Below are 25,925 nucleotides of genomic sequence, written 5' to 3'. Positions count from 1 at the left end.
ATAATTATGCAAATTAAAATAATAAATAAGTCCAGTCATGCATTGCCACACTATGAAACCGTAGCGTCTGCAGGATTAGATTTAAGAGCCAATATAACAGAAGCAATACAATTGCAGCCATTAGAACGTACAATCGTTAAAACAGGCTTATTTATAGAGTTACCAATAGGTTTTGAAGCGCAAGTTAGACCAAGAAGTGGTCTAGCAGCAAAAAACGGAGTAACAGTATTAAATGCACCTGGAACGGTGGATGCTGATTACAGAGGAGAGATTGGTGTGATTCTTGTTAATCTATCTAATACAATGTTTACTATTCAAAATGGAGAACGCATCGCACAACTTGTAATTGCTAAACATGAGCGTGCAGAATGGCTAGAAGTAGAAACATTATCTGAGACCTCTAGGGGTGAAGGTGGCTTTGGAAGTACAGGAACTAAATAAAACCAAATATGAAACCAATTACATTACTAATAGCGCTATTAATAAGTAGCATTGGATTTGCACAAGATAACTCAGAGAAAATAGTTGATGTTGCTTATGATGCTTGTGATTGTATTGGTAAGATTCAAACAAATCTAAGTACTGAAGAGAAAAGCGAACAAATAAAATCATGCATTACGTCTGCTAATATGGCGTGGCAGTTAAGTAAGTCAATGTCCGAGATGTCTGAAAAAGTAAGTGATACCTTAAGGCAATTGGAAGATATTTCAAAAATTGATTCGCTAATAATACCATCGGATAATTTAAATATTTCACTAGTTTCTGATTCAGATTATGAAGAGATTGAAGCGTATCTTTTAGAAACTTGCGGGGATATGGAAACGGTTTATTTTGCAGAAGACGAAACGACAGAAAATTCCTATTCTGATAAAGACAAGGCAATGGATTTTTATAACCAAGGATTGGTTGCTTTTGATAATCAAAATTATAAAAAAGCAATCAGCCTCTATAAAAAAGCAGTTAAAGAAGATAAAACATTTGCTTTTGCTTGGGATAATCTAGGACGTACGTATAGAGAATTAGGAAACTACAAAGAGGCTATAAAGTGTTATAAAAAATCTTTAAGGATTGACCCAAAAGGAGGTATGCCTTTAATGAATATAGCGGTAGCTTATGGTTATTTAAAGCAATTTGATAAAGCAAAAAAAGCATATCGACAATATGGTAAGGTTTTTGAAAACAATCCTGAAACTTATTTTGGTTTAGGTAGGATTTATGCGTTAGATAACGATATGGAAAATGCCTTAGATAATATGATGCAAGCTTATTTATTGTATCAAAAAATAAACTCACCTTATATAAAAGATGCAGAGAAATTTATTTCAATACTGTATACAGAGTTAGAAAATCAAGGAAAAGTAGATGCTTTCAATAGAATAGCAAAAAAATATAAAATTCAAATTTCAGAAGACTAATAATATGAAAATAATAGTACCTATGGCAGGACGAGGATCTCGTCTAAGACCACATAGTTTAACAGTACCAAAACCATTAATTCCAGTAGCAGGACAACCAATTGTACACCGTTTGGTAAAAGATATTGCTAAAGTTTTAAATCAACCAATTACAGAGATTGCTTTTGTTTTAGGCGATCCAGCTTGGTTTGGAGAGGATGTTGTGGCTAGTTTAAAAGCGTTAGCAGCAGGTTTAGGTGCCAAAGCATCTATTTACAGACAAGACCAACCTTTAGGGACAGGTCATGCAATAATGTGTGCAAAGGACTCATTATCTGGTCCAGCAGTAATTGCATATGCAGATACGTTAATTAGGGCTGATTTTAATTTAGATCCAGACGCGGATGCAGTTATTTGGGCTAAACAAGTAGAGCAGCCAGAAGCCTATGGTGTTGTTAAATTAAATGATCAAAAAGAAATTATAGAACTGGTAGAAAAACCAGAACAGTTTGTTAGCGATTTAGCAGTTATCGGTATTTATTATTTTAAAGAGGTAAGCCAACTTAAGGACCAACTTCAAATCGTGTTAGATAATAATATTATACATGGTGGAGAATACCAAATTAACGATGGTATTAAAGGTATGATGGCTGAAGGTAAAGTCTTTAAAACAGGAGTAGTTAGTGAGTGGATGGATTGTGGTAATAAAGCCATAACCTTAGAAACTAACCAACGCATGTTAGGATTTTTGAAAGCAGATGGAGAAGAGCAATTAATAGCATCTACTGTTAATAATACAAATTCAACAATTATAGAGCCTTGTTATATTGGCGAAAACGTAGTGCTTAAAAATACAACCATTGGACCATTTGTATCTGTTGGAAATAACTGTGTTATAGAGGATTCAACAGTTAAAAATAGCCTAATACAAAACCATACTACTATAAAAAATGCTAATTTAGACGAAGCTATGATTGGTAATCATGTTAAGTTTGATGGTAAATTCACTAAAATTAGTATCGGAGATTACTCAGTATTAGAATCATAATAATGTAATACTACAGACTATTACGTAAACCACGTCATTAAGAGCATAGCGAAGAATCTTTAAAAATGAAAAGACAATTTTACATAGTACTTATTTGCTTCGGGACACTTTTGTTTCCGCAAGTTAGTAGTGCGCAAGAGGATTTAAATGCTAAACCTGATGACGATTTAGGTGATGTGTCTGATGCATATCAAGAACATTTTTTTGAAGCTTTAAAGCAAAAAGGGATTGAGAATTACCAACGCGCAGTAGATAATTTACTGGAGTGTATAGAGATGGACGATTCTGATGCTATTTTGTATTTTGAATTAGGTAAAAATTATAATAACCTAAAAAACTTTGGTGCAGCAGAAGATGCGCTTAAGATTGCTGTCAGTAAAATTCCGGATAACGAGTGGTTTCTGGATGAGTTATACTCGACTTACATTCAGCAAAAAGAATACAAAAAAGCCATTAAAACGGTTAAGCAATTAGTAAAATATCATCCTAGTTATAGAGAAGATTTAGCTAATATCTATATGCAAACCGGCGATTTTAAAGAAGCCTTAAAAGTACTTGACGAGTTAGATGAGGAGTTAGGTATTACTAAAGATCGTGATATTTTAAGAAACAGAATTTATAATGCTACGGGTCAAAAAAAGGATCAAATAGAAAATCTAGAAGAACGTGTAGATAAGCATCCTGATTCTGAAGACACTTATTTAAGGTTAATATATCGCTATAGTGAAAGTGGCGAACTTAAAAAAGCATTTGAAACTGCTAAAAAACTTTTGGAAGTTAATCCAAAGTCAGAGTTAGTGCATTTAGCGCTTTATAAATTTTATCTTCAGGAAGGTAGCAATGATAAAGCAATCAAATCCATGAAAATAGCTTTACAAAGCAGTCAGATCAATCCAGAATCTAAAATTAAGGTGTTGGCTGATTTTGTCAAATTTGTGGCTAAAAACCAACAATATGAGCAGGACTTGGTAGATGTAACATCTATGTTGACTAAAATTGAATCTAGTGGTAAGACTTTAGTCGAATTAGCGCAGTATTATTTGCTTAAAGGCGAAAAGCAAAAAGCACTTAATTTTTACGAAGAAGCACTTCAAAAGGAAGAAGAAAATTTTGGTATTTTACGAAACATTATATTGTTGCATATAGATTTACAACAGTTTACCCAAGCAGAACAAAAAAGTGCGGAAGGATTAGAGATATTTCCATCGCAGCCAGTTTTGTATTTAGCTAATGGTGTTGCTTTAAATTATTTAAACCGTCCAAAGGATGCTATTAATAGCCTAGAAATGGGATTAGATTATATTATTGAAGACACAAAAATGGAAATAGATTTTTATAAGCAATTAGCTAAAGCCTATACCGCAAACAACAATTTATCTAAAGCAAAAACGTTTACAGATAAAGCTAACAAATTAGAAGGATCAAATTAATGGCATTAAAAACCCGCATATCTTTTGTAATACTGCTTATAGCCGTAATATTTACTGGCTGTAAAGGGGTTAAAACAGTAGTGTCTAATGGAGAGATAAATACTAAATTAACCGCTAAACAACTTATTAAAAATAGCACCAAAGCAGGTATTGATTTTACAACGTTATTAGCAAGACTAAAAATAGAGGTTATCCAAAAAGGAAAATCGCAAAATTATACCGTTAGTCTGAAAATAGAAAAAGATAAAAAAATAATAATTACGTCCACACCTGTTAGTATTGTTAGGGCGTTAATTACACCAACTAGAGTAGCGTTTTATAACAAATGGGACAACACTTATTTTGATGGCGATTTTGCTTATTTAAGTGATCTTTTAGGTACAGATTTAGATTTTGATAAAGTGCAAAATATGTTATTAGGTCAATCTCTTTTTGATTTAAACGATGATAAATACGACCTATCTGCAAACGATAAATCGTATATACTACAACCTAAAAAGCAACGCGAGTTGTTTGAGTTATTTTTATTTGTAAACCCAAGTCATTTTAAAATGGACTCTCAAGAAATATCGCAACCTCAAGAAAAGCGTATTTTACATATTGATTACTTAACGTATCAAGAAGTAGATAAAAAAACAATACCTGAACAAACCAAAATACTAGCTATAGAAGACCAAGAACAACTAGAGATTAATCTTGAGTTAAAATCGGTTAAGCTAAACGAGAAGATTCGTTTTCCGTTTACTATTCCTTCTGGTTATAAAAAAATAGAGTTGTAATTTATGAAGCTTCGTTTACTCCTTTTGCCAGTTTTCTGTTTTATAGTGCTTGGCAGTACTTCCGCTTTAGCGCAAAAAAATAAAATAGATCAACTAGAAGCACAGCGTTTAGAGATTAAAAACCAGATTAAACAAATTAATAATTTGTTGTTTTCAAATCAATCAAAACAGAAAAGTCAGACGTCTTTAATAGAGGATGTTAATTACAAATTAAGCGTTAGACGTAACCTAATTAAAGTCACAAACCAACAAGCTAATTTAATTACACGGTCTATAAATACCAATCAAAAGAAGATTTCTAGTTTAAGAGAGGAGCTGACTATTTTAAAGGATAATTACGCAAAAACAATCCGTAATACTTACAAAAATAAAAGCAATCAAAGTCGTGTGATGTTTTTACTATCGTCTAATAATTTTAGACAAGCCTACAAACGTTTACAGTACATGAATCAGTACTCTAAATACCAAAAGGAACAAGGCGAGAATATTAAAGAGAAGACGTTAAAATTGCAGTCATTAAATTTAGAATTAGGCCAGCAAAAAGCGGACAAAGACAAACTTATTGCAGAAAACAGAGAGGTGCAAAAAGCATTGGAAGTAGATATGAAGCAGCATGAGACTATCATGGCTTCTATTAAAAAGGACCTAAATAAATATACCGCACAAATTAAAGAAAAGCAAAAAGAGGCTAGAGAGATTGATCGTGAGATTGACCGTATTATTAAAGAAGCCATTGCTAATTCTAACAAAAAAGCAGGCGCAAAAAACACTACAGCTAAATCGTCCACAACATTTGCTTTAACACCTGAGGCTAAAATTTTGGCAGCAGATTTTTTAAGTAATAAAGGAAAGTTAGTTTGGCCTGTAGAGAAAGGTCTGGTTAAAGTAAGGTATGGTGTGCAGCGTCATCCTACTGATGCATCACTATCAATAAATAGTACTGGTGTGCGTATTGCTACCGAAGAAAATGCAATTGTAAGAACGGTATTTAAAGGCGAAGTTTTAAAAATTATAGTTCAGAAAAGAGGAAATCCAACGGTTTTAATTAAGCATGGTAATTATATTACGGCGTATCATAACCTAAAGAAAATATCTGTTAAACCAGGTGACAAAGTGGTTTCTAAACAAGAGATAGGAGAGGTGTTTACCAATGGAGATGGCGAAACTATTTTATGGTTTAGTTTATATAAAAATAATCAATCTGTAAATCCTGCAGAATGGATTTATAAGATGTAACAGGATTGTATTTTACAGTATATTAAACAATAAAAAACCCAATGCATTGCATTGGGTTTTTAGTTTCTATTCAAACAAAGCTTTAAGCTCTGTAGCATCGTTTGGTTTTATTTTTCCTGCTAATAGTAAACTTAATTGTTTACGTCTTAAAGCAGCAGCGTATCGTTCTTTTTCTAAATCTGTTTCAGGTATTAACTCGGGTACAGCAACAGGTGTTCCGGTTTCGTCCACAGCAACAAACGTATAAATAGCTTCGTTGGCTTTAGATCTATTTCCAGACTCTCTGTCTTCTACCCATACATCAATATATATTTCCATAGAGCTTTTAAAGGCTCTAGAGACTTTAGCGTCTACAGTTACAACACTTCCTAAAGGGACAGCTTTGTTAAATGCGACGTGGTTTACAGAAGCGGTTACAACAATACGTCTAGAGTGTCGTCTAGCGCTAATACTAGCAGCACGATCCATTCTAGCTAGCAACTCGCCACCAAAAAGGTTGTTTAAAGGATTAGTTTCACTAGGTAAAACTAAATCGGTCATTACTGTTCTAGAGTGTTCGGCAGTTCTTGCGTTCATCATAATTTTTTCTTTTCAGCCACAAAGGTAAGCGGATTTAAATATCTAGATTGCAGATTTTACAATTTATTAAGAAATAAAAAACCTCAAAGATTTTTAAATCTTTGAGGTTAATTTATATAAAATAAGGACTTGGTTTAGTCAATTGCTTTAATAAGCAACCAAGCATCTTTGTTTTGTTCTTTTCTAATACTGTTTAAAGCTTTAAAAGCATCTTCTCTAGACGTATAACTAGCATAAGCTACTTGGTGTAGTCCATGTCTATTTTTACCTATTTTACGTGCTTTAAATCCTTCGTCTTGTAATTGTGCTACTTTTTTATCAGAGTTTTCTTCTTCTCTAAATGCACCAGCTACAATATGGTAATTACCACTTTGCTTGTTTACATGTAATGTTATAGCAGGTAATGGATTACTAATTACAAAAGTAGCTTCTTGTATTTTACTATCTAATTGCGCATTAGCTTCTTCTTGCGCCATTTGATTGTGTTGGTCTACATTATTAACATGGTTGTTAAAGCCAAAACCAAATAACCCTAAAGCAACAACTGCTACAGCTGCATATTTTAAATATGATCTGTTATTACGCTTTTCTGGAGTTACAGTAAGTGGTATTACTTTTTCAATAGCTTCTACTTCTTCTTTGTAAACTTCTCTAGTAACAGCAGGAGATACAAATTGAGACAAACCAAAAGCATCCGTTAAATAATTAAGATGGTATGATGGGCTAAACTCTATTTTACCTGCTTCATTAAATACTAAATCACCAATGTTTTCAAAACTTAATGTTTCACCTTCCGTTAAATAAGACTTTAAAGACTTAACACGTTTAGATAAGTTTTGTAAAGCAGTTTCAAAAGGTATTTTTTCAACATCTGCTATATAACGTACTAACAACCCATCGTTAGTTTGTATTTGTTCGTTAAAAGACAAGGTTTTTTTTGGTGGATAAAACGCATTGGTATTATCATGTACTTGCGCAGATTGACGTTGTGTTAAAAACGACCCAAATTCTGGAATCGTAACACAGTCATATCTGTATAATAAATCGCTTATGTAATGTTCTAATTGCATAGAAACAAAGTTAGAAAATTTTGAAAACCAATAAAATTTTGACGGTATTAGTTATTAACAGAGTTAAATTTCTTTTCTTGTAGATTCAAAATCAGTGCAATAAACAATGAATGACGATCAATTACGGTACAATTTAGCCCTACAACACGTTTCTAAAATAGGAGATACAACAGCAAAAAAGCTAATTAACCATTGCGGAAGTGCAGAAGGTGTCTTTAAAGAAAAAAAACAAAACCTATTAAAAATTGATGGTATAGGCGAAATTATTTTAAGTGAACTCTACCAATCTAATCATTTGGAAGCAGCAGATAATGAGTTAAAGTTTATTAAGGATGAAAACATAAAACATCATCATTTTACAGACGAAACCTATCCTGAAAATTTAAAGCATTGTATTGATAGCCCATTAGTATTATTTGAAAGCGGAAACATTAATTTAAATAACAAACATATTATAAGTATTGTTGGTGCAAGAAAAATAACAACATCGGGGATTGCTTTTTGCGAAAAACTAGTAGAAGAATTGGCTATTTATAAGCCTATTATTGTTTCTGGTTTTGCTTACGGTACGGATATAACAGCGCACAAAGCTGCGGTAAAAAATAATTTACAAACTATAGGGTGTTTAGCACATGGTTTAAATCAAATTTATCCTAAAGTGCATAAAAAGTATGTCGCAGAAGTAGAAAATAACGGTGGTTTTTTTACTGATTTTTGGAGTAGTGATAATTTTGACCGGAATAATTTTTTAAAACGAAACCGCATTATAGCCGGAATAAGTCAGGCAACTATTGTTATTGAGTCTGCCGAAAAAGGCGGGAGTCTAGTTACTGCAGACATTGCAAACTCTTATAATAGAGACGTTTTTGCTGTGCCAGGACGTGTTACAGATAGTCAAAGTATTGGTTGTAATAACTTAATAAAACAGCAACGTGCCCATTTGTTGTCGACACCATTAGATGTCCCTTATATCTTAAATTGGCAATTAGAAAACTTGCAAAAAGCACCAGTGCAAAAACAGTTGTTTATCGCGTTGGAACCAGATGAAAAATTGGTTTACAATTATCTAAAAGATAAAGAAAAGGAACTGTTGGATACTATTGCTATTAATTGCAAAATGCCAACGTATAAATTAGCTGGCATTTTACTTAATATGGAATTAAAAGGGGTGATTAGACCACTTCCTGGTAAGTTGTTTGAGGTTATTTAACTATTTGTCGATTAATAACGTAGTTAATGTAGGAAATTTCATGTTGACTTGTTTCTGGTTTATGTTTGTCTTTCAAATATTTACGAGAAATACTCATGAAGAAACTTTCCTTATTATTTTTGCTAGTTTGCTTTTGTCCATTTCATTTTTCTGCACAAGAATTGGAACCAACCGTGCATACATGCGGAGAACTTAATAACGATATAGATTCTAATCAAAACCGAAGTAATATTCCTAATGATAATTTTGTTGATCGATTTGGTAATGCGCATAATAAAAGTGTAAACACTAACTCATCAGGAGAGCAAAGGGCAATTCCTTTAACTCCAGATTATCTTAGTCCAGAAGGCTTATTTGCTATTTATTTAACAGATCAGATAACAGATAATAGTATTTCAGATTTTAACAATAATGCCAATTATAGAAATGTAATCGCTCAGATTTTTGCAGATTTAGAGCAGTTGATAATAGAAAATCCAGCTACTGGAGTTTTAGAGCCGGTAAAAATAGAGCTACAATCGATTTCTACCAACAGTAGTATTTTAGCTTCTGCCTCATCTTATTATGAATACTCAAATGTTACACAGGGAACCATTGTAGAAGGTGAAGTTTGGAAAGCCATAAATTCTGGATCAAACAATCCCGATAATTGGGATGGTTTAATAAGAGTTAACTTTTTTCACAGTTGGTATAGTGATTTCAACAATCCTTCTGGCATTACTGGAACAAATTCGTTTGATATGTATGCGGTGTTATTGCACGAAATTATGCATGCATTGGGTTTTGCTTCAGGTATAGACGAATTTGGAAACCCTAAAAATGGAAGGGCTTTTTTAAAATATGATACTTTATTACATACAGATACAAATGATAATTTAATTGTACCTCTTGGTCTAGACTGGAGTTTTAATAGTGCAGTCTCTATTAATGCAATAACGAATGGTTGTCCTAGTACCTCACAGATAAGATTAGGAGATAATAATTTACCTGTTCATACACCACAGGTTTTTTCTAATGGATCAAGTTTAAGTCATGTAGATTTAAATAACGATTGTAATTACCCCATTAACGATTTTATAATGGCTTATGCTATTGCTGTCGAAAGCTCAAGAAGACCGCTTTCTCAAGAATTTGATATTTTATGTAGTTTAAACTATAACCTGTCTACTCAATTTGGAAACAGTAATATTGTCACGTTTGCTAATCCTGCAATAATTACTGCTGTAAGTAACAACACCAGTAATATTATAGCTTATTCAGGTTGTGAGCCTCTAGTTTTTGGAATCAATGATTTTGAAGACCCAATGACACAACCAACAGTTGAAAATTGTCAAGGAAATACTTTAAATATCCTTGAACAAGATTTAATAAGTAATGATGTGTCTAGTCTTGGTTTAGCGCTTGAGGTGACTAATTTAAGTTTAAACGGTAATTTAATTACAACGTTTACAGGTGTAACTCCAAACAGAACATTTAATGTTTCTCCTAATTTTGTGGGAGACCTTCAGTTAAGTTACCAACCAAGAGATACTAATGGTAATCTTGGAAATAATACATTTGTTAATATTAAAGTTACGATGTGTCCTAATTTTGGATGTGTAAATACAAGCGATTGTAATTTAATTTGTAATCCAGAAATTGATTTTTTAGCTAGGCCTAATAACAGATGTTTTTTATTAGGAGAAATTAGTAATAGCAATAATGTTAATACTATACCAGGATGGCGATTTAAGTTTGGTTCCACAGATTGGATGTTAGATGATATGAGTGCTTGTATAACTTCAACAGTCAATTTTTATTCAGGTAGAAATTCAGTTTCCTTACCAAATACAGGGACATCTAGTGGAAGATTTAATTTTTTTGGATACCAAGCACATTTAGCTGCACACAATAGAAATAGATTTAATAGTGAGGCTGTAATGACAGCTCTAACCTTAAAATCAAATACTAAATATATTTTATCATATCATAAAAGTGACGGAGTAGACCCTGCGTTTATTGGAACCAATACACCAGCTACAAATGTTCAGCCTAATATTGGTCTTGATGTAAGTTTAAGTGATAATGCTAATAGTTCTTATAACCATTCTACCAATCATGATTTAACTACGTCTGTAGTCAGTGTTACTAATACGAGAGATATAAATTTTTTAAATAATAGAACATTGCTAATCAATGACGATGTGGTAGATTTTAACTGGTCACAAACAGTAATAACATTTAATTCGCCAAGTGTAATAGATAGTTCTAACTCTTTTCTAGTTTTTAATCATGCCATAGGTAATAGTTATGTTAATTCTGGACGACCTTATGTTACCGCTCTTGAATACTATTTTTTAGCATTAGATAGAATAGAACTAATAGAAGACCATTTACAAGATACACCAGGTAATTATATTGTAGATTGTGGTGCAACGCAAACAATAGGTTTAGATTTGTGTACAGTCTCTAATTTGCAATATGAATGGTGGGATATTACCAACGGAATTCAATTAACGGACTTAGATAATACTACAAGCGCTTATACGGACGGTATGTTAAACACACTACCAGCATCTGTAAATTACACCATTAATTCTATTAATAATAATGGATCTACTATTACACTTAGCGCTTTAGAAAACTCAATACAATTAGAGCTTCGTAGAACCTTTCCAGCGTCGTTTGTAAATAATACCACAACACCTGCATCTACAGCCTTAAATAATATAAATGATCCTGATAATACGGTTACAGTTAATATTACAGTTTTAAATGAAGCACCAACAGATGCAACATTTACAACAACAACATCCTTATCAGACTGTTTAGAATACACTTTTCAAGCAAACAACACATACGAAACCCACGAGTGGGATTTTGATAATGATGGTGTAATGGATGTGTCAGGAGCTGGTGATGACTTAGCCAACACAAATCCAAGCTATACATTTACTATTGCAGGAACATTTACAATTACACACACAGTATCTAATGCATGTGGTAGTATAACCTATCAAGAAGATATTACTATAAATTGTCCTACTACTTGCACCGGTACTTCGACTTGGGACGGAACTTCTTGGGATAATGGAGCTCCTGATATAGACACCGAAGTAATTTTAAATGGCCATTATAATACACAAACTAATGGCAGTTTTAGTGCTTGTTCTCTTACAGTAAATACTGGTTTTAATTTACAAATTGAAGCTTTAGATTATGTAGAGGTAAAAAATAACACGACAGTTTTTGGTGATTTATTAGTAAAACATACAGGCTCTTTTGTGCAAAATGAAGATTCTGGATTTTTTCAATTACAAGGATCTGGAAATGCAATAGTTGAAAAAATGACAGCAATGTCTAATGTAAATACAGAAATATCTTATATCAGTTCGCCAACCACAAGTACAACCATTTTAGAATTACTTCAAAATAACTTGCTTTTTAACGGGTATAGATATTGGTTTAATACCACTAATTTTAAAGACTCTTGCGCAGAAACGTTTAACAATAATGTTTGTGTTGAAGGGGCTTCTGATGGTATTGATGATGATGGTAACGATTGGATTTATGCAGATAATACTTTTGTTATGCAGCCAGGTATTGGTATAGTGGTAAGACCTAACGCGAGTACATCTATACCTTTAACATTTACAGGAGAATTAAATAATGGCGTAATAAGTGTACCAATAACACGAAATGATGAAGATGAAATTTTGGTAAGTACAGGAGCCTTAAATGTTAGAGATGATAATCCTATTTATGTGGGTAACCCTTATGCTTCTGCTATAAGCGTTGATGCTTTTTTGGCTGAGAACTATATAGGTTATAATGCCAATGGTATTATGGATGGTGTGGTACTTATTTGGTCTCATTTTACGCCTCCTAGTGGGACTACTAATGGTAATCAACCCTTAAATTTTGATTTTGGAGATTATGCTATGATTAATTTAACTGGCGCGATTGCAGGTGGGGAAGTTGTTGGATTAAGTGGGATTGTTCCTAATAGATTTATTCCATCTGGACAAGGTTTTTTCATTCATTACTCCAATGGTGCTCCTTCTCCAAATGGTAATATAATATTTAATAATTCCATGCGTGTTACTGGCAGTAACGAGCAATTTTTTAGAAACTCAAATACATTTGATAATAAACTAAAGTTAAACTTAAGTACAACGACTGGTGTTCATGGTGAAATTTTATTAGGCTATGTGGAAGGAGCAACTAATAATTATGATGGTAATGCTTACGATGCTGAAGAACACACGCCCGTTGGACAAAATGCAATTATTTATTTTAATATTCCAGACACAGACAAAAAGTTTGTTATACAAGGTAAAGCTCCAGAAGACTTAAATAATGATGAAGTTATTTCGGTTGGTTTTTTTAATTCTATTATAGAATCAGAATCTTTAGAATTTAAAATAAATATAAATGATTTTCAAGGTGAGTTTTTTGATAACCAAAATATTTATATTGATGATAAACTGTTAGGTATATGTCACAATTTATCAGAGTCAGATTATAGTTTTACTTCTGCTATTGGTGAATTTAATGATAGATTCGAGGTCCGTTTTAATGGTTGTGAAACACTATCTACTACCGAAAATGAATTAGTTAAGATTCAAGTTTTTCCAAATCCAACAACAGGTATTGTTAATGTAAAATCTAAAGCCTCTATCAACTCTTTAGAGTTGTTTAATAACTTAGGGCAATTAGTATTAAGTAAAAAAGGAGTTAACTCTTTAAATCTCTCCAGTTTTAGTGAGGGGTTATATTTTTTAAAGATTGAAGACGTTACAGGAAATATAAAAAATGTTAGAATATTAAAACAAGGCAATTTATAAGCAATTACAAGTTGATTTGTACCTAAGCAAAAAGCCATTATATTTTCTTATCAGGAAATATAATGGCTTTTAAATTTATTAGATAGTATTATTAGTACCCAAGTTTTTCTCTTACTCTAACTAAAACGTCGTTAGCTACTTTTTTAGCTTTTTCAGCCCCTTTTGCTAAGGCGTCATCTATTTCGTTTAAATTAGACATGTAATGGTTGTAGCGTTCACGCTCAGTTTCAAAAGTAACCAAGATTAATTCGTATAACGCTTGTTTAGCATGCCCATAGCCGTAATTACCGTTTTCGTAATTAGCTTTCATAGTTGCTATTTCGCTCTCAGAAGCTAATAATTTATATAAAGCAAAACAGTTACATGTAGACCAATCTTTTGGATCTTCTAGAGCTGTACTATCCGTTTCGATAGACATTATTTGTTTTCGTAATTTTTTTTCTGGTAAAAAGATATTAATAGTGTTTCCTTTACTTTTACTCATTTTAGCACCATCCGTACCAGGAATAAGCATGTTGCTTTCTTGGATTTTACCTTCTGGGATTACAAAAGTTTCTCCTAATTTGGCATGAAATCTTGATGCAACATCACGTGTCATTTCTATGTGCTGTAATTGGTCTTTTCCAACAGGAATTATATTTGCATCATATAATAAGATATCTGCAGCCATTAGCATTGGATAGGTAAACAATCCAACATTTACATCTTCTAAACGGTCCGCTTTGTCTTTAAAACTATGCGCTAAAGTCAAACGTTGAAAAGGAAAAAAGCAACTTAAATACCAAGATAATTCAGTAGTTTGAGGAATATCACTTTGTCTATAAAACACTGTTTTTTCTATATCTAATCCTAATGCAAGCCAGGTTGCAGCAGTAGAGTAGGTGTTGTTTCTAAGTGTCTCAGCGTCTTTAATTTGAGTTAAAGAATGCATGTCTGCAATAAATAAAAACGATTCGTTTTTAGCATCATTAGATAATGCTATTGCAGGACGTAACGCGCCCATGATGTTTCCAAAATGTGGTGTTCCTGTGCTTTGTATTCCTGTAAGTATTCTTGGCATAATTATAAATATGTTCTAAGTAGCAAAGGTAATTTTTTTAGTAGAATACCTCAATTAATTTAGTTAGTTTTGACGTATAATGATTGTATTTAAATATATTTTTTGGACATTATACCGTATTTGGTTCTACATCTTAGTAGCATTACCAATTATTATCATGTTCCCGTTTTTGTTAGTTTCTATTTTAAAAGAATCTTGGTATCCTTATTTTTTTAAGTTAGCACGTATTTGGGCTAGATTTATTTTAATTGGTATGGGGTTTGTTACAAAGACTGAATATCTTCAGAAACCAGAAGCTAATAAAAGTTATATGTTTATAGCTAATCATACCTCTATGGTAGATATTATGTTGATGTTGGTTACCGCCAAAAATCCATTTGTATTTGTTGGTAAAGCAGAGTTGTCTAAAATACCATTGTTTGGGTTTTTCTATAAAAGAACCTGTATTTTAGTAGATCGTAGCAGTGCGAAAAGTAGACAAGCTGTATTTTTAAGAGCTCAAAAACGTTTAAAACAAGGATTGAGTATTTGTATTTTTCCTGAAGGTCTTGTTCCTGATGAGGAGATTTTATTAGGCGAATTTAAAGACGGTGCTTTCCGTTTAGCGATAAACCACAATACGCCAATAGTACCAATTACTTTTGCTGATAATAAAAAACGTTTTTCATATACTTTTTTTAGCGGAGGACCAGGTGTTATGCGAGCAAAGATGCATCATTTTATTCCAACAGAAGGTTTAGCCAAAGAGGATACTAGAGCTTTAAACGATAAGTCTAGACAAGTTATTTTAGAGCAACTAAAAGCGTTCCAAAAATAGAAAAGCCACTCTTGGCACAGAGCAGCTTTTCAATATACTTCCCTAAAAATAGGGCACTTAAAAATTAAAATCTATAATTTAACCCGGTATATAAACCAATAATGTAAGGGTTAAAGTCGCCTGAGGTATTGTTAAACGTATTTAGCTGATATTTAAATGTTGGCTCTACATTAAAAATCACTGCATCACTAAACCTAAAATTTAGTCCAATTCCTATATTGGTACTAAAACTAACGGGATTGATGTTGTTGGCTTCTCCAATTTTAACATTTGATCCATTTAATTCAGAAACCACTTGATTGTCATTTAAAACAAAAGTACTTAATCCGCCTATTAGATGTAATCCAAAACGCTTGTCAAGTAATTTATATTCTAATTCTAACGGAATCTCGTAATAGCTCATGCGCTGACTTATAGCCGCATTAAGGCTTCTACTTACTTCCATTGTGTTTACGTTGCTTGCGCTAATCATACTTAATTGTTGTCCAGAAGGTATGGAAACGAAATTAACATTTTTTAAATTTGATTCGTTACCTATTGAGGTTATGCTGTTTGACGAACTAAATTTTTCGTAAACAATAATGTCGTCCGTATCATAACTAAGGTTAAGACGGTTAACACCTGATCTAATAGTTAGTTTTTTGTTTAAGGTATACCCAACTTTAACACCATAACTAGAATTGATTTCACCAGATTTGTTATTGTCGTTAAATTGTTCATCTAAGTGGGACCCTTCTCCCATAATGTTATAATACACAGGAGCAATATTGGCGTTAACAACCCATTTATTGCTATTTTTTTCTTCGGTATCAACGTCGTCTTCCTTTGCAATGTTTTCTGCAATAGCATCTTCAATAGATGGTTTTTGTGTTTTTAATGTATCGGTAATCGTTTGTGTTGGAGTTTCGGATACAGTAGTGTTTGATACAATACTTTCTTTGTTGTTAAGTAGTGTCTTAGTTGTATTTTGAGTTATAACCGTGTTACTTTGGTTTTCTGTTTTTGTTGTGTTTTCACGAATAACTGTAGTTGGTTTTGTTGAATTTTTTACCGTTGTTGCGTAAGTGTTTTTTGCTTCACTTTGTGTCGACGGGTTTGAGTGTTGTGCAGCCTTTAAGCTATTGTTGTTGTTATAAGAAGATTTTTTAACCGCACGACTACTTACTCTATTAGTACTATTGCTAACTTTTTGATCTGTTGGTAATTTATTTTTGTCTGTAGATTTGGGTGTTGTTATTGTTTTTGAAACTGCAGTTTTATAAGTTTTTGAGTCGTCTTGACTAGTTTTTATTTTGTCGTCAAGAGTAGTATTTAGCGTTTGATCTATTTCTTCTTTACTCTTTGTTTTGTTTAATTTTTCAGTATTTACTACAGTTGGTGTAATTGTATTTTGGTCTGTATTAAAAATACTTTTTCCAATAAACATTAGTAATAATGCGCTGGCAGCAATACCCGATAATTTTAACCAAAATGGAAGGATAAACACTGGTTTGTCTTCCTGTTCTTCGTTTAATTCAGATTGAATTTTTTGCCAGACTTTTGGGTCTGGTTTAACATCAAAGTCTTTAAACTTTTCCTGAAATAGTCTATCTATGTTCTTTTTGTTACTCATTTATAGTGATTGAGAGTTTAATCCCATTTTGTGTGCTAATATTTTCTCTTTTAATAATTGTCTAGCTCTTGCCAAGTTAGATTTTGTGGTTCCGGTGGTTATGGATAGTAGTTCTGCGATTTCTTTATGAGAATAACCATCTAAAACATAAAGGTTAAATACTAGCCGGTATCTATCTGGTAATTCTTGTATGTATTGCAACAGATAATCAATACTAACAGCATCATCATCTATATCTATTTCTTCGTCTACTATAGCTTCTTCGTTAATTATTTCAAAAACCTTTTGACTTCTATAACGTTGTAAAGCGGTGTTAATAGTGATTCGCTTCAGCCAACCTTCAAAGCTACCTTTGTTTTTATATTGTTTTATTTTTTTGAAAATAGTAATAAATGCATCCTGCAAATTATCTTCAGCTTCGGCATAGGAGCTTGAATACTTTAAGCTAACCGAAAATAATTTGCTTGAAAAAAGCTTATATAAATCGCTTTGTGCTTTAGTATCATTGGACTTGCAGTTGTGTATGAGTTGGTCTAAACCCAATTTTGGATATCGTATTAATTAGTATTTTATTATTGTACAGGTATTTCCATGGTTAAATAAATATCATTTCCTTCATCATCTTCTCCTTGCCAAAATTTAAAAACATAGGTTTCGGAATTGTTAACTACAAAATTAAACGACTTTTCCATTTCTAAATCAACCGTTTCGCAGCTGGTATTATCAAGCACAGAGTTAATAACTGCAACAGTTCTAGTATTGCCATCCTTGACATAATATAAGTCGTAAAAGGAGTGACACGTTGTTGGTTTTGTGTAATTTAAGTCTATTTGGTAAGTTTGTCCTTCTTGGAAGTATTCAGGCATGGAGGCGCTATCTATTGGTAGGGTCTCTAGGTGCATATTTTGCTCTTGGTCATCTAAGCTACAGGACAAGACAATTATCATTGTCAAAGCGGTTAAAAGCTTTTTCATTTTTTGTAAACTAAATATTTGTTATTTAATAGATGCTTAAATTATTAAAAGGTTGCGTCTTAAACCAAAAAAATCCCGATATAATCGGGATTTTTAATTTTAGATACTTTCTTTAATGGCTATTTTAATTTTTTCTTCCAGCTCGTCAAACAGTTCTGGATTGTCTTTTATAATTAGTTTAACAGCATCACGTCCTTGACCTAATTTGGTCTCTCCGTAACTAAACCATGAACCACTTTTTTTAATGATTTCTTTTTCTACAGCAACATCTAATATTTCACCTACTTTACTAACACCTTCTCCATACATGATGTCAAATTCTGCCATTCTAAAAGGTGGAGCAACTTTGTTTTTTACAACTTTTACTCTAGTTTTATTACCTAATACAGCTCCGTTACTATCCTTGATTTGTGTAGATCTTCTAATATCTAATCTTACAGAAGCATAAAACTTTAAAGCGTTACCACCCGTTGTTGTTTCTGGATTACCAAACATTACACCAATTTTTTCACGTAATTGGTTAATAAATATTACTGTACAATTAGTTTTGCTAATAGAGGCAGTTAACTTTCTTAAGGCTTGAGACATTAAACGTGCGTGTAAACCCATTTTAGAGTCACCCATTTCGCCTTCAATCTCTGCTTTTGGTGTTAGTGCAGCAACAGAATCAATTACAACAATGTCAATTGCACCCGATCTAATTAAATTGTCAGCAATTTCTAAAGCTTGCTCTCCGTTATCAGGCTGAGAAATAATAAGATTATCAATATCAACTCCTAATTTTTCAGCATAAAATCTATCAAAAGCATGTTCTGCATCAATAAATGCAGCAATACCTCCAGCTTTTTGTGCTTCTGCAATGGCATGAAGCGTTAATGTTGTTTTTCCAGAAGATTCTGGACCATATATTTCTATAACTCTACCTCTTGGGTAACCACCAACTCCTAATGCAATATCTAAACCTAAAGATCCCGATGGGATAGCCTCTACATCAACAACAGCAGCATCACTCATTTTCATTACCGTACCTTTTCCGTAGGCTTTGTCTAATTTGTCTAAGGTTAATTGTAATGCTTTTAGCTTTGCTTCTTTCTCTTTACTCATACGTCAAGTTTTATTAAAAAAATTTTTCTATGCTAAAATACTACTTTTTTAAAGAATTTTAATTTTCTCACGCAACCTTTTTAAAGTTTTTGCATCTACTTATTGAAGTGGAAAAGATATGCTATGAAAAAGAAAATTTAATCCGCTTTTAAAAATGTTAATCCTTTAAATTTTAAGGGTATGAAATATTTAAAAAAGTTAGTACACACAAAAACATTAGGCGTTTCAGTTGCTATTTTTATTAACAGCAGCTGTAAAGCCGATGGAGGTTAGCTCGGGATATTGTTTAATACATTAAATTAAATAGTAATAACGAGTTAGTCTATTAAAAGTCCTTTGCAAAGCGTAAAGGACTTTTTTTTTGGCCTTTTTTTATCAAAATAAGATATTTGATGTCGTGTTTTATATGGCTAATAGTAGTTAACAACTTGCTTATTTCAACAAAAACAATACCTTTGCAAAAACTTTTTATTAACACTTAAAACTAAGTATAGCATGCAACTGTACAACAAATTAAGCGCTATTGAAAGAGCAGAACTTATTGAAAAAGCTGGGAAAGACCGTTTGACGTTGTCTTTTTATCAGTATGCTCGCATTAGCAATCCACAAGAATTAAGAGATCAACTATTTGTCAAATGGGATAGTCTAGACGTTTTAGGACGTATTTATATCGCAACGGAAGGGATTAATGCCCAATTGTCTTTACCGGCAGATAGTTTTGACGCTTTTAAAATTTATTTAGATAGTATTGATTTTTTAAAAGATGTTAGACTTAACATTGCTGTAGAGCAAGACAACATGTCTTTTTTAAAGCTTAAAGTCAAAGTTCGTGATAAAATAGTAGCGGACGGTTTAAATGATGACACGTTTGATGTTACCAACAAAGGGGTGCATTTATCAGCAAAAGACTTTAACGACATGTTGGCTAATCCAAACACGGTGTGTGTGGATATGCGTAATCATTACGAAAGCGAAATTGGACATTTTGATGGTGCAGTAACACCAGATGTAGACACGTTTAGAGAATCTTTAGATATTATTGAAGCGGATTTAAGAGAACATAAAGAGGAAAAAAACCTGCTAATGTATTGTACAGGCGGTATACGTTGCGAAAAAGCAAGTGCCTATTACAAACACAAAGGTTTTAAAAACGTATACCAATTAGAAGGTGGTATTATTGAATACACTAGACAGGTAAACGAAGAAGGTATAGACAATAAATTTATAGGTAAAAACTTTGTTTTTGACGAGCGTCGCTCAGAAAAAATCAGTGACGATGTTATTGCTAAATGCCACCAATGCGGTACGTCATGCGATGCACATGTTAACTGTGCTAATGATGCCTGTCATTTATTATTTATCCAATGTGATAATTGTAAAGCAGAAATGGATAATTGTTGTTCTACAACCTGTAAAGAAATACACGCATTGCCTTTTGAAGAGCAGAAAGAATTAAGAAAAGGACAAGGTAATAGTAATGATATCTTTAAAAAAGGACGTGCAGATCATTTACCGTATAAAAAGGATTTACGTAATATATTTGAGACTTTTAAAAAGTAAAATCATAACGATATAGGCTAAAAGCGTGATAATTTTTATCACGCTTTTTTTATGTTTTAAAGTCAGACAAATAATCTTATCTTTACAAATTAGCAAGAGTTGAGGTTTGCTTACGCAGAAACAACTAATTATTAATCTTCATCTTTAGGGTAACACCTTAAGATTCAATATATACACATAAATAGTATGGCTTGTCAAAGTTGCGCTACAGGAAAAGACGGACAACCAAAAGGTTGTAAAAATAACGGAACATGTGGTACAGATAGTTGCAATAAATTAACCGTTTTTGATTGGTTAGCAAATATGTCTGTTCCAAATGGCGAAAAACCATTTGATTGGGTGGAGGTTCGTTTTAAAAACGGACGTAAACATTATTATCATAACGCAGAAAATTTAACTTTAAGTATCGGAGATATTGTTGCCACTCAGGCGCAATCAGGACATGATATTGGTATGGTTACCCTTACGGGTGAATTAGTGCGTGTTCAAATAAAACGTAAACGAATAGATACTAAAAACGATATTTTAAAAATCTATCGTAAAGCCTCTCAAAAAGATATAGATATCTGGAGCGAAGCACGTGACAAGGAAGAGCCTATGAAGGTTAAAGCACGTCAATTTGCTATCGATTTAAAACTTCACATGAAAATCTCTGATATAGAGTTTCAAGGTGATAGTAGTAAAGCAACCTTTTATTACACAGCTGAAGAGCGCGTAGATTTTAGAGAGCTTATTAAAATATACGCAAGAGAGTTTAGAATACGTATAGAAATGAAACAAGTCGGTTTCCGTCAGGAAGCATCTAGACTTGGTGGTATTGGTTCTTGTGGTCGCGAATTATGTTGTTCTACTTGGTTAACAGATTTTAGATCTGTAAGTACAAGTGCCGCACGTTACCAACAATTGTCACTTAATCCTCAAAAATTAGCTGGACAATGTGGTAAGCTAAAATGTTGTTTAAATTACGAGTTGGATTCGTATTTAGATGCCTTAAAAGCATTCCCAAAAGCAGACACTAAATTATACACAGAAAAAGGAACTGCAGTTTGTCAAAAAACAGACATTTTTAAAGGGCATATGTGGTATGCTTATGAAGGAGAATGGATGAATTGGCACCTAATTACTACAGATCAAGCTAGCGAAATTATTGCAATTAATAAAAAAAGAGAAAAAGTTGCAAGCCTTGAAGAATACGCGGTTGACCTGGTAGAAGACGAGAAAACAGAGTTTGAAAATGTAGTTGGTCAAGATAGTTTAACACGTTTTGATAGTCCAAAAGGCAATAAAAAACGTAAAAACAATAGAAGCCGAAATAAAAAGCCGGTTCAGAACAAGGTTGAGGTAAAAAATAATAACACGAATGCTAGTAAAGGGAGTACTGTTAATAAAAGCAATACGCCAAATGCTAAAAATCAAACCAATAGCGCGAAGCCTAAACCTAAGCCAAAACGCAAGCCAAATAAAAGGAAACCGGAAAACAATAACAATAAACCTAATGAGAGTAAGTAGAATTGTAGTTGTTTTACTTTTGATTGTATTGTCTTCTTGCGATTCTAAAGCAGTCTTTGACGAGTATAAAAGCGTCTCTACTTCTTGGAATAAAGAGGATGTAGTACAGTTTAAAATAAACGCACCAGACTCTATTAAACCGTATAATTTGTTTGTAAACGTTAGAAACACCAACGCTTACAAATACAATAACTTATATTTAATTGTTCAAATGGATTTTCCTCACGGTAAAACAGTAACGGATACATTAGAATATAAAATGACAGAGAAAAATGGCGAATGGCTAGGTCAAGGTTTGTCTGCTGTTAAAGAAAACAAGTTGTGGTATAAAGATGGGGTTGTTTTTAACGAAGACGGGACGTATACTGTAAGCATCCAACAGGCTATGAGAGGTAGTGGAGAGGTTAATGGTGTTGTTAGTCTAGAAGGTATTACAGATGTTGGGTTTAGAATAGAAAAAACAGAGTAAAATAGTGTCACACACAGACATAATTTAGTCAAAGTGTATATTTAAAAGAGATATTAAAAGTTAGTATGGCAAAAGCAAAAAAAGCAGAAGTAGTAGGTTTCGAAAAATATATCAGATGGTTTTGGATATTATTTTTAGGAGGTATACTGTCAATAGTGTTGTTCTTTTTATTAGCATCTTGGGGTGCTTTAGGTAAATTACCAGATCACACACAATTGGAAAACCCTAAAACAAATTTAGCTACAGAAATTATTTCGTCTGACGGAAAAACATTGGCTAAGTTTTATTTTAATGATAATAGGACGCCTGTGCCTTTTAATGAGCTGCCTAGCCATTTGGTTGAAGCTTTAATAGCTACTGAAGATGCAAGATATTATGAGCATTCTGGTATTGATGGACGTGGTACGCTTCGTGCAATTTTAAAGCCAGGAAGTGGTGGTGCAAGTACAATTTCTCAGCAGTTAGCAAAACAATTGTTACATGGTGAAGGGTCAACTAATATTTTTACGCGTATTATTCAAAAAGCTAAAGAGTGGGTTATTGCAATTCGTTTGGAACGTCAATACACTAAAGAAGAAATTATAGCACAGTATTTTAATATTTACGATTTTGGTAATAACGGTGACGGAATTCGTTCTGCTTCAAATATTTACTTCAACAAAGAGCCAAAAGATTTAAGCGTTAAAGAGTCGGCAATGTTAGTTGGGATGTTTAAAAACTCTTCGTTTTACAATCCAATTCCTTCAAGAAATCCAGTAGGTGTAAAAAATAGACGAAATGTGGTATTGTACCAGATGGAAAATTATGGTTTTATTTCTAAAGAAGTAAAAGATTCGTTACAAAAAACAGAATTAGATTTAAGGTTTTCGCCGCAAACACACCGTACAGGAACTGCAACTTATTTTAGAGAATATCTAAGAGCTTTTATGAAAGATTGGATGAACGATCCAAAAAACAGAAAGCCAGATGGAAGTAAGTATGATATAAATAGCGATGGTTTAAAAATCTACACAACTATAGACTCGCGTATGCAAAAATATGCAGAGTTGGCGGTTGCTAGGCATATGCCAAGATTGCAAGCAGAATTTTTTGTGCAAAATACACCAGAACGTAATAAGACTACGCCATTTTTAGATTTAGATAATGACGAGATTGATAAACTTTTAAAAACAGCTATGCGTCGTGGAGAGCGTTGGAGACTCTTGAAAAAAGCGGGTAAAAGCGTTAAAGAGATTGAGGCTTCTTTTTACGAACCAACAAAAATGACGGTTTTTAAATGGGAAAAAGATGGAAGACCTAGTGAGGTTGATACAATCATGAAGCCTATAGATTCTATGCGTTATTACAAGTCTTTTTTACATCCAGGAATGATGAGTATGGATCCGCAAACAGGACATGTTAAAGCATGGGTTGGGGGTATGAATTATAGACACTTCCAATACGATCACGTAAAACAAGGGAAGCGTCAAGTGGGGTCTACATTTAAGCCTTTTGTTTATGCAACTGCTATTAATCAATTACACATGTCGCCATGCGATAAATTACCATTAGCGCCAATAACTATTGAGGCTAACAAATATGGTAATCCAGAACCGTGGACGCCAACAAATGATGGTGGTGATTATGATGGAGAGGTAACGTTAAAGAAGGCTTTAGCAAACTCTGTTAATACAATTACGGCTAGATTAATGGATAAAGTTGGTCCACAGCCAGTAGCAGAATTAGCTAAAAATTTAGGAATTACTTCAGATATTCCATTAGTACCATCTATTGCTTTAGGGACGCCAGATATTAGTGTTTACGAAATGGTAGGTGCATATTCGGCATTTGCTAATCAAGGGGTATATACTAAGCCAGTTATGATAACCACAATAGTGGATAAAAACGATACTGTTTTATATCAATTTGTTCCAGAAACAAAAGATGTATTAAGCGAAGAGTCTGCGTATGTAACTGTTAAGCTAATGCAAGGTGTGGTAGAGTCTGGTTCAGGAGGTCGTTTAAGAGGTAAGTGGCGTGCAAATTTACCAATGTATAAAGAAATTATTACGGGATATCCATATGAGCTTAATAATCCAATAGCAGGTAAAACAGGGACCACTCAAAATCAATCAGATGGTTGGTTTATGGGTATGGTACCAAATTTAGTGACTGGTGTTTGGGTTGGTGCAGAGGATAGAGCTGTTCATTTTAAAGGGATAGCCTATGGTCAAGGGGCATCTATGGCGCTTCCTATTTGGGGAATGTACATGAAGAGCTGCTATGAAGATGAAACTTTAGAAGTATCTAAAGCAGATTTTATCAAACCTAAAGATTTAAGTATTGAAGTTAATTGCGATAATTACAATCCAGATGAAGGAGATGGTGAAGGAGGAGTATCACCAGAAGACGATATTCCGGACGAACTAGAGTTTTAATTACCTTTTTAGTTTAAAAAAATAAAAGCCATTCATAACAGAATGGCTTTTTTATTTCTTAAATTTAAACCACAAAAAATTAGAAAAATAATGATTCTAAAAACAGTTAATTCAGTTTCAGATGCGCTAGAAGGTGTACAGGATAATATGACGTTTATGCTAGGTGGTTTTGGGCTAAGCGGTATTCCTGAAAATGCTATTGCAGAGCTTGTAAAGCTAAATGTTAAAGGCGTGACTTGTATTTCAAATAATGCAGGAGTGGACGATTTTGGTTTAGGTTTATTGCTTCAAAAGAAGCAAATAAAAAAAATGGTATCTTCTTATGTTGGAGAAAATGATGAGTTTGAAAGACAGATGTTGTCTGGAGAATTGGATGTGGAGTTAATTCCGCAAGGGACTTTGGCAGAACGTTGTCGTGCTGCTCAAGCAGGTTTTCCTGCTATTTTCACACCAGCAGGTTATGGGACAGAAGTGGCAGAAGGAAAAGAAACTAGAGAATTTGATGGTAAAATGTATGTATTAGAGCATGCGTTTAAAGCCGATTTTGCTTTTGTAAAAGCTTGGAAAGGAGATGCTGCAGGTAATTTAATTTTTAAAGGAACTGCAAGAAATTTTAACCCGTGTATGGCTGGAGCAGCAAAAATTACAGTCGCTGAGGTAGAGCATTTAGTGCCTGTTGGCGAATTAGATCCAAATCAAATTCATATTCCAGGGATATTTGTACAGCGTATTTTTCAAGGTGAGAAATATGAGAAAAGAATTGAGCAAAGAACGGTTCGTACTAAAGAATAAATTTTAATAATTTTCTGCTTAAGCAGAAATTACAAAAAG

General features: G+C 33.0%; 21 protein-coding genes. 14 read left to right on the top strand and 7 right to left on the bottom strand.

The annotated features are described in order from the left end of the window. Positions 1–6: 6 nt before the first annotated feature. The 6 genes from dut to ACZ2G2_RS05345 all read left to right on the top strand — a co-directional run bounded on the left by dut (position 7) and on the right by ACZ2G2_RS05345 (position 5,887). Positions 7–441 carry a dUTP diphosphatase gene (gene dut, locus ACZ2G2_RS05370; protein WP_470394379.1) on the top strand — a complete coding sequence of 145 codons (435 nt, stop codon included), beginning with the start codon at positions 7–9 and terminating at the stop codon, positions 439–441. An 8-nt stretch (positions 442–449) separates the two neighbouring features. Then, positions 450–1,415 (top strand): tetratricopeptide repeat protein, encoded by a 966-nt coding sequence (locus ACZ2G2_RS05365; RefSeq protein WP_470394378.1) that lies wholly within the window; start codon positions 450–452, stop codon positions 1,413–1,415. Between the two features lie 4 nt (positions 1,416–1,419). Then, positions 1,420–2,442, top strand: coding sequence for a sugar phosphate nucleotidyltransferase (locus ACZ2G2_RS05360; RefSeq protein WP_470394377.1), 1,023 nt, complete (start codon positions 1,420–1,422; stop codon positions 2,440–2,442). A gap of 65 nt (positions 2,443–2,507) precedes the next feature. Continuing rightward, on the top strand, positions 2,508–3,872 hold the full coding sequence (locus tag ACZ2G2_RS05355) for a tetratricopeptide repeat protein (protein ID WP_090837256.1): 1,365 nt from the start codon (positions 2,508–2,510) through the stop codon (positions 3,870–3,872). Then, the gene (gene lolB1 / locus ACZ2G2_RS05350; protein WP_470394375.1) at positions 3,872–4,651 is read left to right on the top strand and encodes a lipoprotein insertase outer membrane protein LolB1; all 780 of its coding nucleotides are present in this window, start codon (positions 3,872–3,874) and stop codon (positions 4,649–4,651) included. Before ACZ2G2_RS05355 ends, lolB1 begins: the two co-directional genes overlap by 1 nt. Before the next feature lie 3 nt (positions 4,652–4,654). Continuing rightward, a complete protein-coding gene (locus ACZ2G2_RS05345; RefSeq protein ID WP_470394374.1) occupies positions 4,655–5,887 on the top strand; it encodes a murein hydrolase activator EnvC family protein in 1,233 nt (410 codons plus the stop codon). Positions 5,888–5,953: 66 nt separating this feature from the next. On the opposite strand, the gene ACZ2G2_RS05340 is transcribed toward ACZ2G2_RS05345, so the two are convergent. Then, positions 5,954–6,463, bottom strand: coding sequence for an acyl-CoA thioesterase (locus ACZ2G2_RS05340; protein ID WP_090837261.1), 510 nt, complete (start codon positions 6,461–6,463; stop codon positions 5,954–5,956). A gap of 137 nt (positions 6,464–6,600) precedes the next feature. Next, positions 6,601–7,536 carry an HU domain-containing protein gene (locus ACZ2G2_RS05335; RefSeq protein ID WP_470394372.1) on the bottom strand — a complete coding sequence of 312 codons (936 nt, stop codon included), beginning with the start codon at positions 7,534–7,536 and terminating at the stop codon, positions 6,601–6,603. Between the two features lie 106 nt (positions 7,537–7,642). Here ACZ2G2_RS05335 and dprA point away from each other — a divergent pair, with 106 nt between their 5' ends. Then, on the top strand, positions 7,643–8,746 hold the full coding sequence (gene dprA / locus ACZ2G2_RS05330) for a DNA-processing protein DprA (RefSeq protein WP_090837265.1): 1,104 nt from the start codon (positions 7,643–7,645) through the stop codon (positions 8,744–8,746). A 95-nt stretch (positions 8,747–8,841) separates the two neighbouring features. Then, entirely contained in the window at positions 8,842–13,572 is a 4,731-nt protein-coding gene (locus ACZ2G2_RS05325) for a T9SS type A sorting domain-containing protein (protein WP_470394371.1), read from the top strand. Positions 13,573–13,663: 91 nt separating this feature from the next. On the opposite strand, the gene trpS is transcribed toward ACZ2G2_RS05325, so the two are convergent. Further along, positions 13,664–14,632: a tryptophan--tRNA ligase gene (gene trpS, locus ACZ2G2_RS05320; RefSeq protein ID WP_090837266.1), complete on the bottom strand. Its 969-nt coding sequence runs from the start codon at positions 14,630–14,632 to the stop codon at positions 13,664–13,666. 79 nt (positions 14,633–14,711) lie between these two features. Here trpS and ACZ2G2_RS05315 point away from each other — a divergent pair, with 79 nt between their 5' ends. Then, entirely contained in the window at positions 14,712–15,449 is a 738-nt protein-coding gene (locus tag ACZ2G2_RS05315) for a lysophospholipid acyltransferase family protein (protein WP_470394369.1), read from the top strand. A gap of 64 nt (positions 15,450–15,513) precedes the next feature. On the opposite strand, the gene ACZ2G2_RS05310 is transcribed toward ACZ2G2_RS05315, so the two are convergent. The 4 genes from ACZ2G2_RS05310 to recA form a co-directional block, all read right to left on the bottom strand. Further along, positions 15,514–17,061, bottom strand: coding sequence for a hypothetical protein (locus ACZ2G2_RS05310; RefSeq protein WP_470394368.1), 1,548 nt, complete (start codon positions 17,059–17,061; stop codon positions 15,514–15,516). Further along, positions 17,062–17,604 (bottom strand): RNA polymerase sigma factor, encoded by a 543-nt coding sequence (locus tag ACZ2G2_RS05305; protein WP_090837272.1) that lies wholly within the window; start codon positions 17,602–17,604, stop codon positions 17,062–17,064. It lies immediately after the preceding gene. A gap of 29 nt (positions 17,605–17,633) precedes the next feature. Then, the gene (locus ACZ2G2_RS05300) at positions 17,634–18,035 is read right to left on the bottom strand and encodes a hypothetical protein (RefSeq protein ID WP_470394366.1); all 402 of its coding nucleotides are present in this window, start codon (positions 18,033–18,035) and stop codon (positions 17,634–17,636) included. Between the two features lie 99 nt (positions 18,036–18,134). Then, complete coding sequence (gene recA, locus ACZ2G2_RS05295) at positions 18,135–19,139, bottom strand: recombinase RecA (protein WP_470394364.1); 1,005 nt, start codon at positions 19,137–19,139, stop codon at positions 18,135–18,137. A gap of 495 nt (positions 19,140–19,634) precedes the next feature. On the opposite strand from recA, the gene trhO reads away from it, so the two are divergent. From trhO to ACZ2G2_RS05270, 5 genes are all read left to right on the top strand, one after another. Further along, entirely contained in the window at positions 19,635–20,699 is a 1,065-nt protein-coding gene (gene trhO, locus ACZ2G2_RS05290) for an oxygen-dependent tRNA uridine(34) hydroxylase TrhO (protein WP_470394363.1), read from the top strand. Between the two features lie 186 nt (positions 20,700–20,885). Next, a complete protein-coding gene (locus tag ACZ2G2_RS05285; protein WP_470394362.1) occupies positions 20,886–22,208 on the top strand; it encodes a PSP1 domain-containing protein in 1,323 nt (440 codons plus the stop codon). After that, entirely contained in the window at positions 22,195–22,677 is a 483-nt protein-coding gene (locus ACZ2G2_RS05280; protein ID WP_090837280.1) for a gliding motility lipoprotein GldH, read from the top strand. The genes ACZ2G2_RS05285 and ACZ2G2_RS05280 overlap by 14 nt, the downstream gene beginning before the upstream one ends. 65 nt (positions 22,678–22,742) lie before the next feature. Next, positions 22,743–25,094, top strand: coding sequence for a penicillin-binding protein 1A (locus tag ACZ2G2_RS05275; RefSeq protein ID WP_470394361.1), 2,352 nt, complete (start codon positions 22,743–22,745; stop codon positions 25,092–25,094). A 90-nt stretch (positions 25,095–25,184) separates the two neighbouring features. Then, complete coding sequence (locus ACZ2G2_RS05270) at positions 25,185–25,886, top strand: CoA transferase subunit A (protein WP_090837387.1); 702 nt, start codon at positions 25,185–25,187, stop codon at positions 25,884–25,886. The last annotated feature ends 39 nt before the right edge of the window (positions 25,887–25,925 follow it).

The organism is Olleya sp. KKT75 (assembly GCF_055635485.1).
This window is presented reverse-complemented; position numbering and strand designations above follow the sequence as displayed.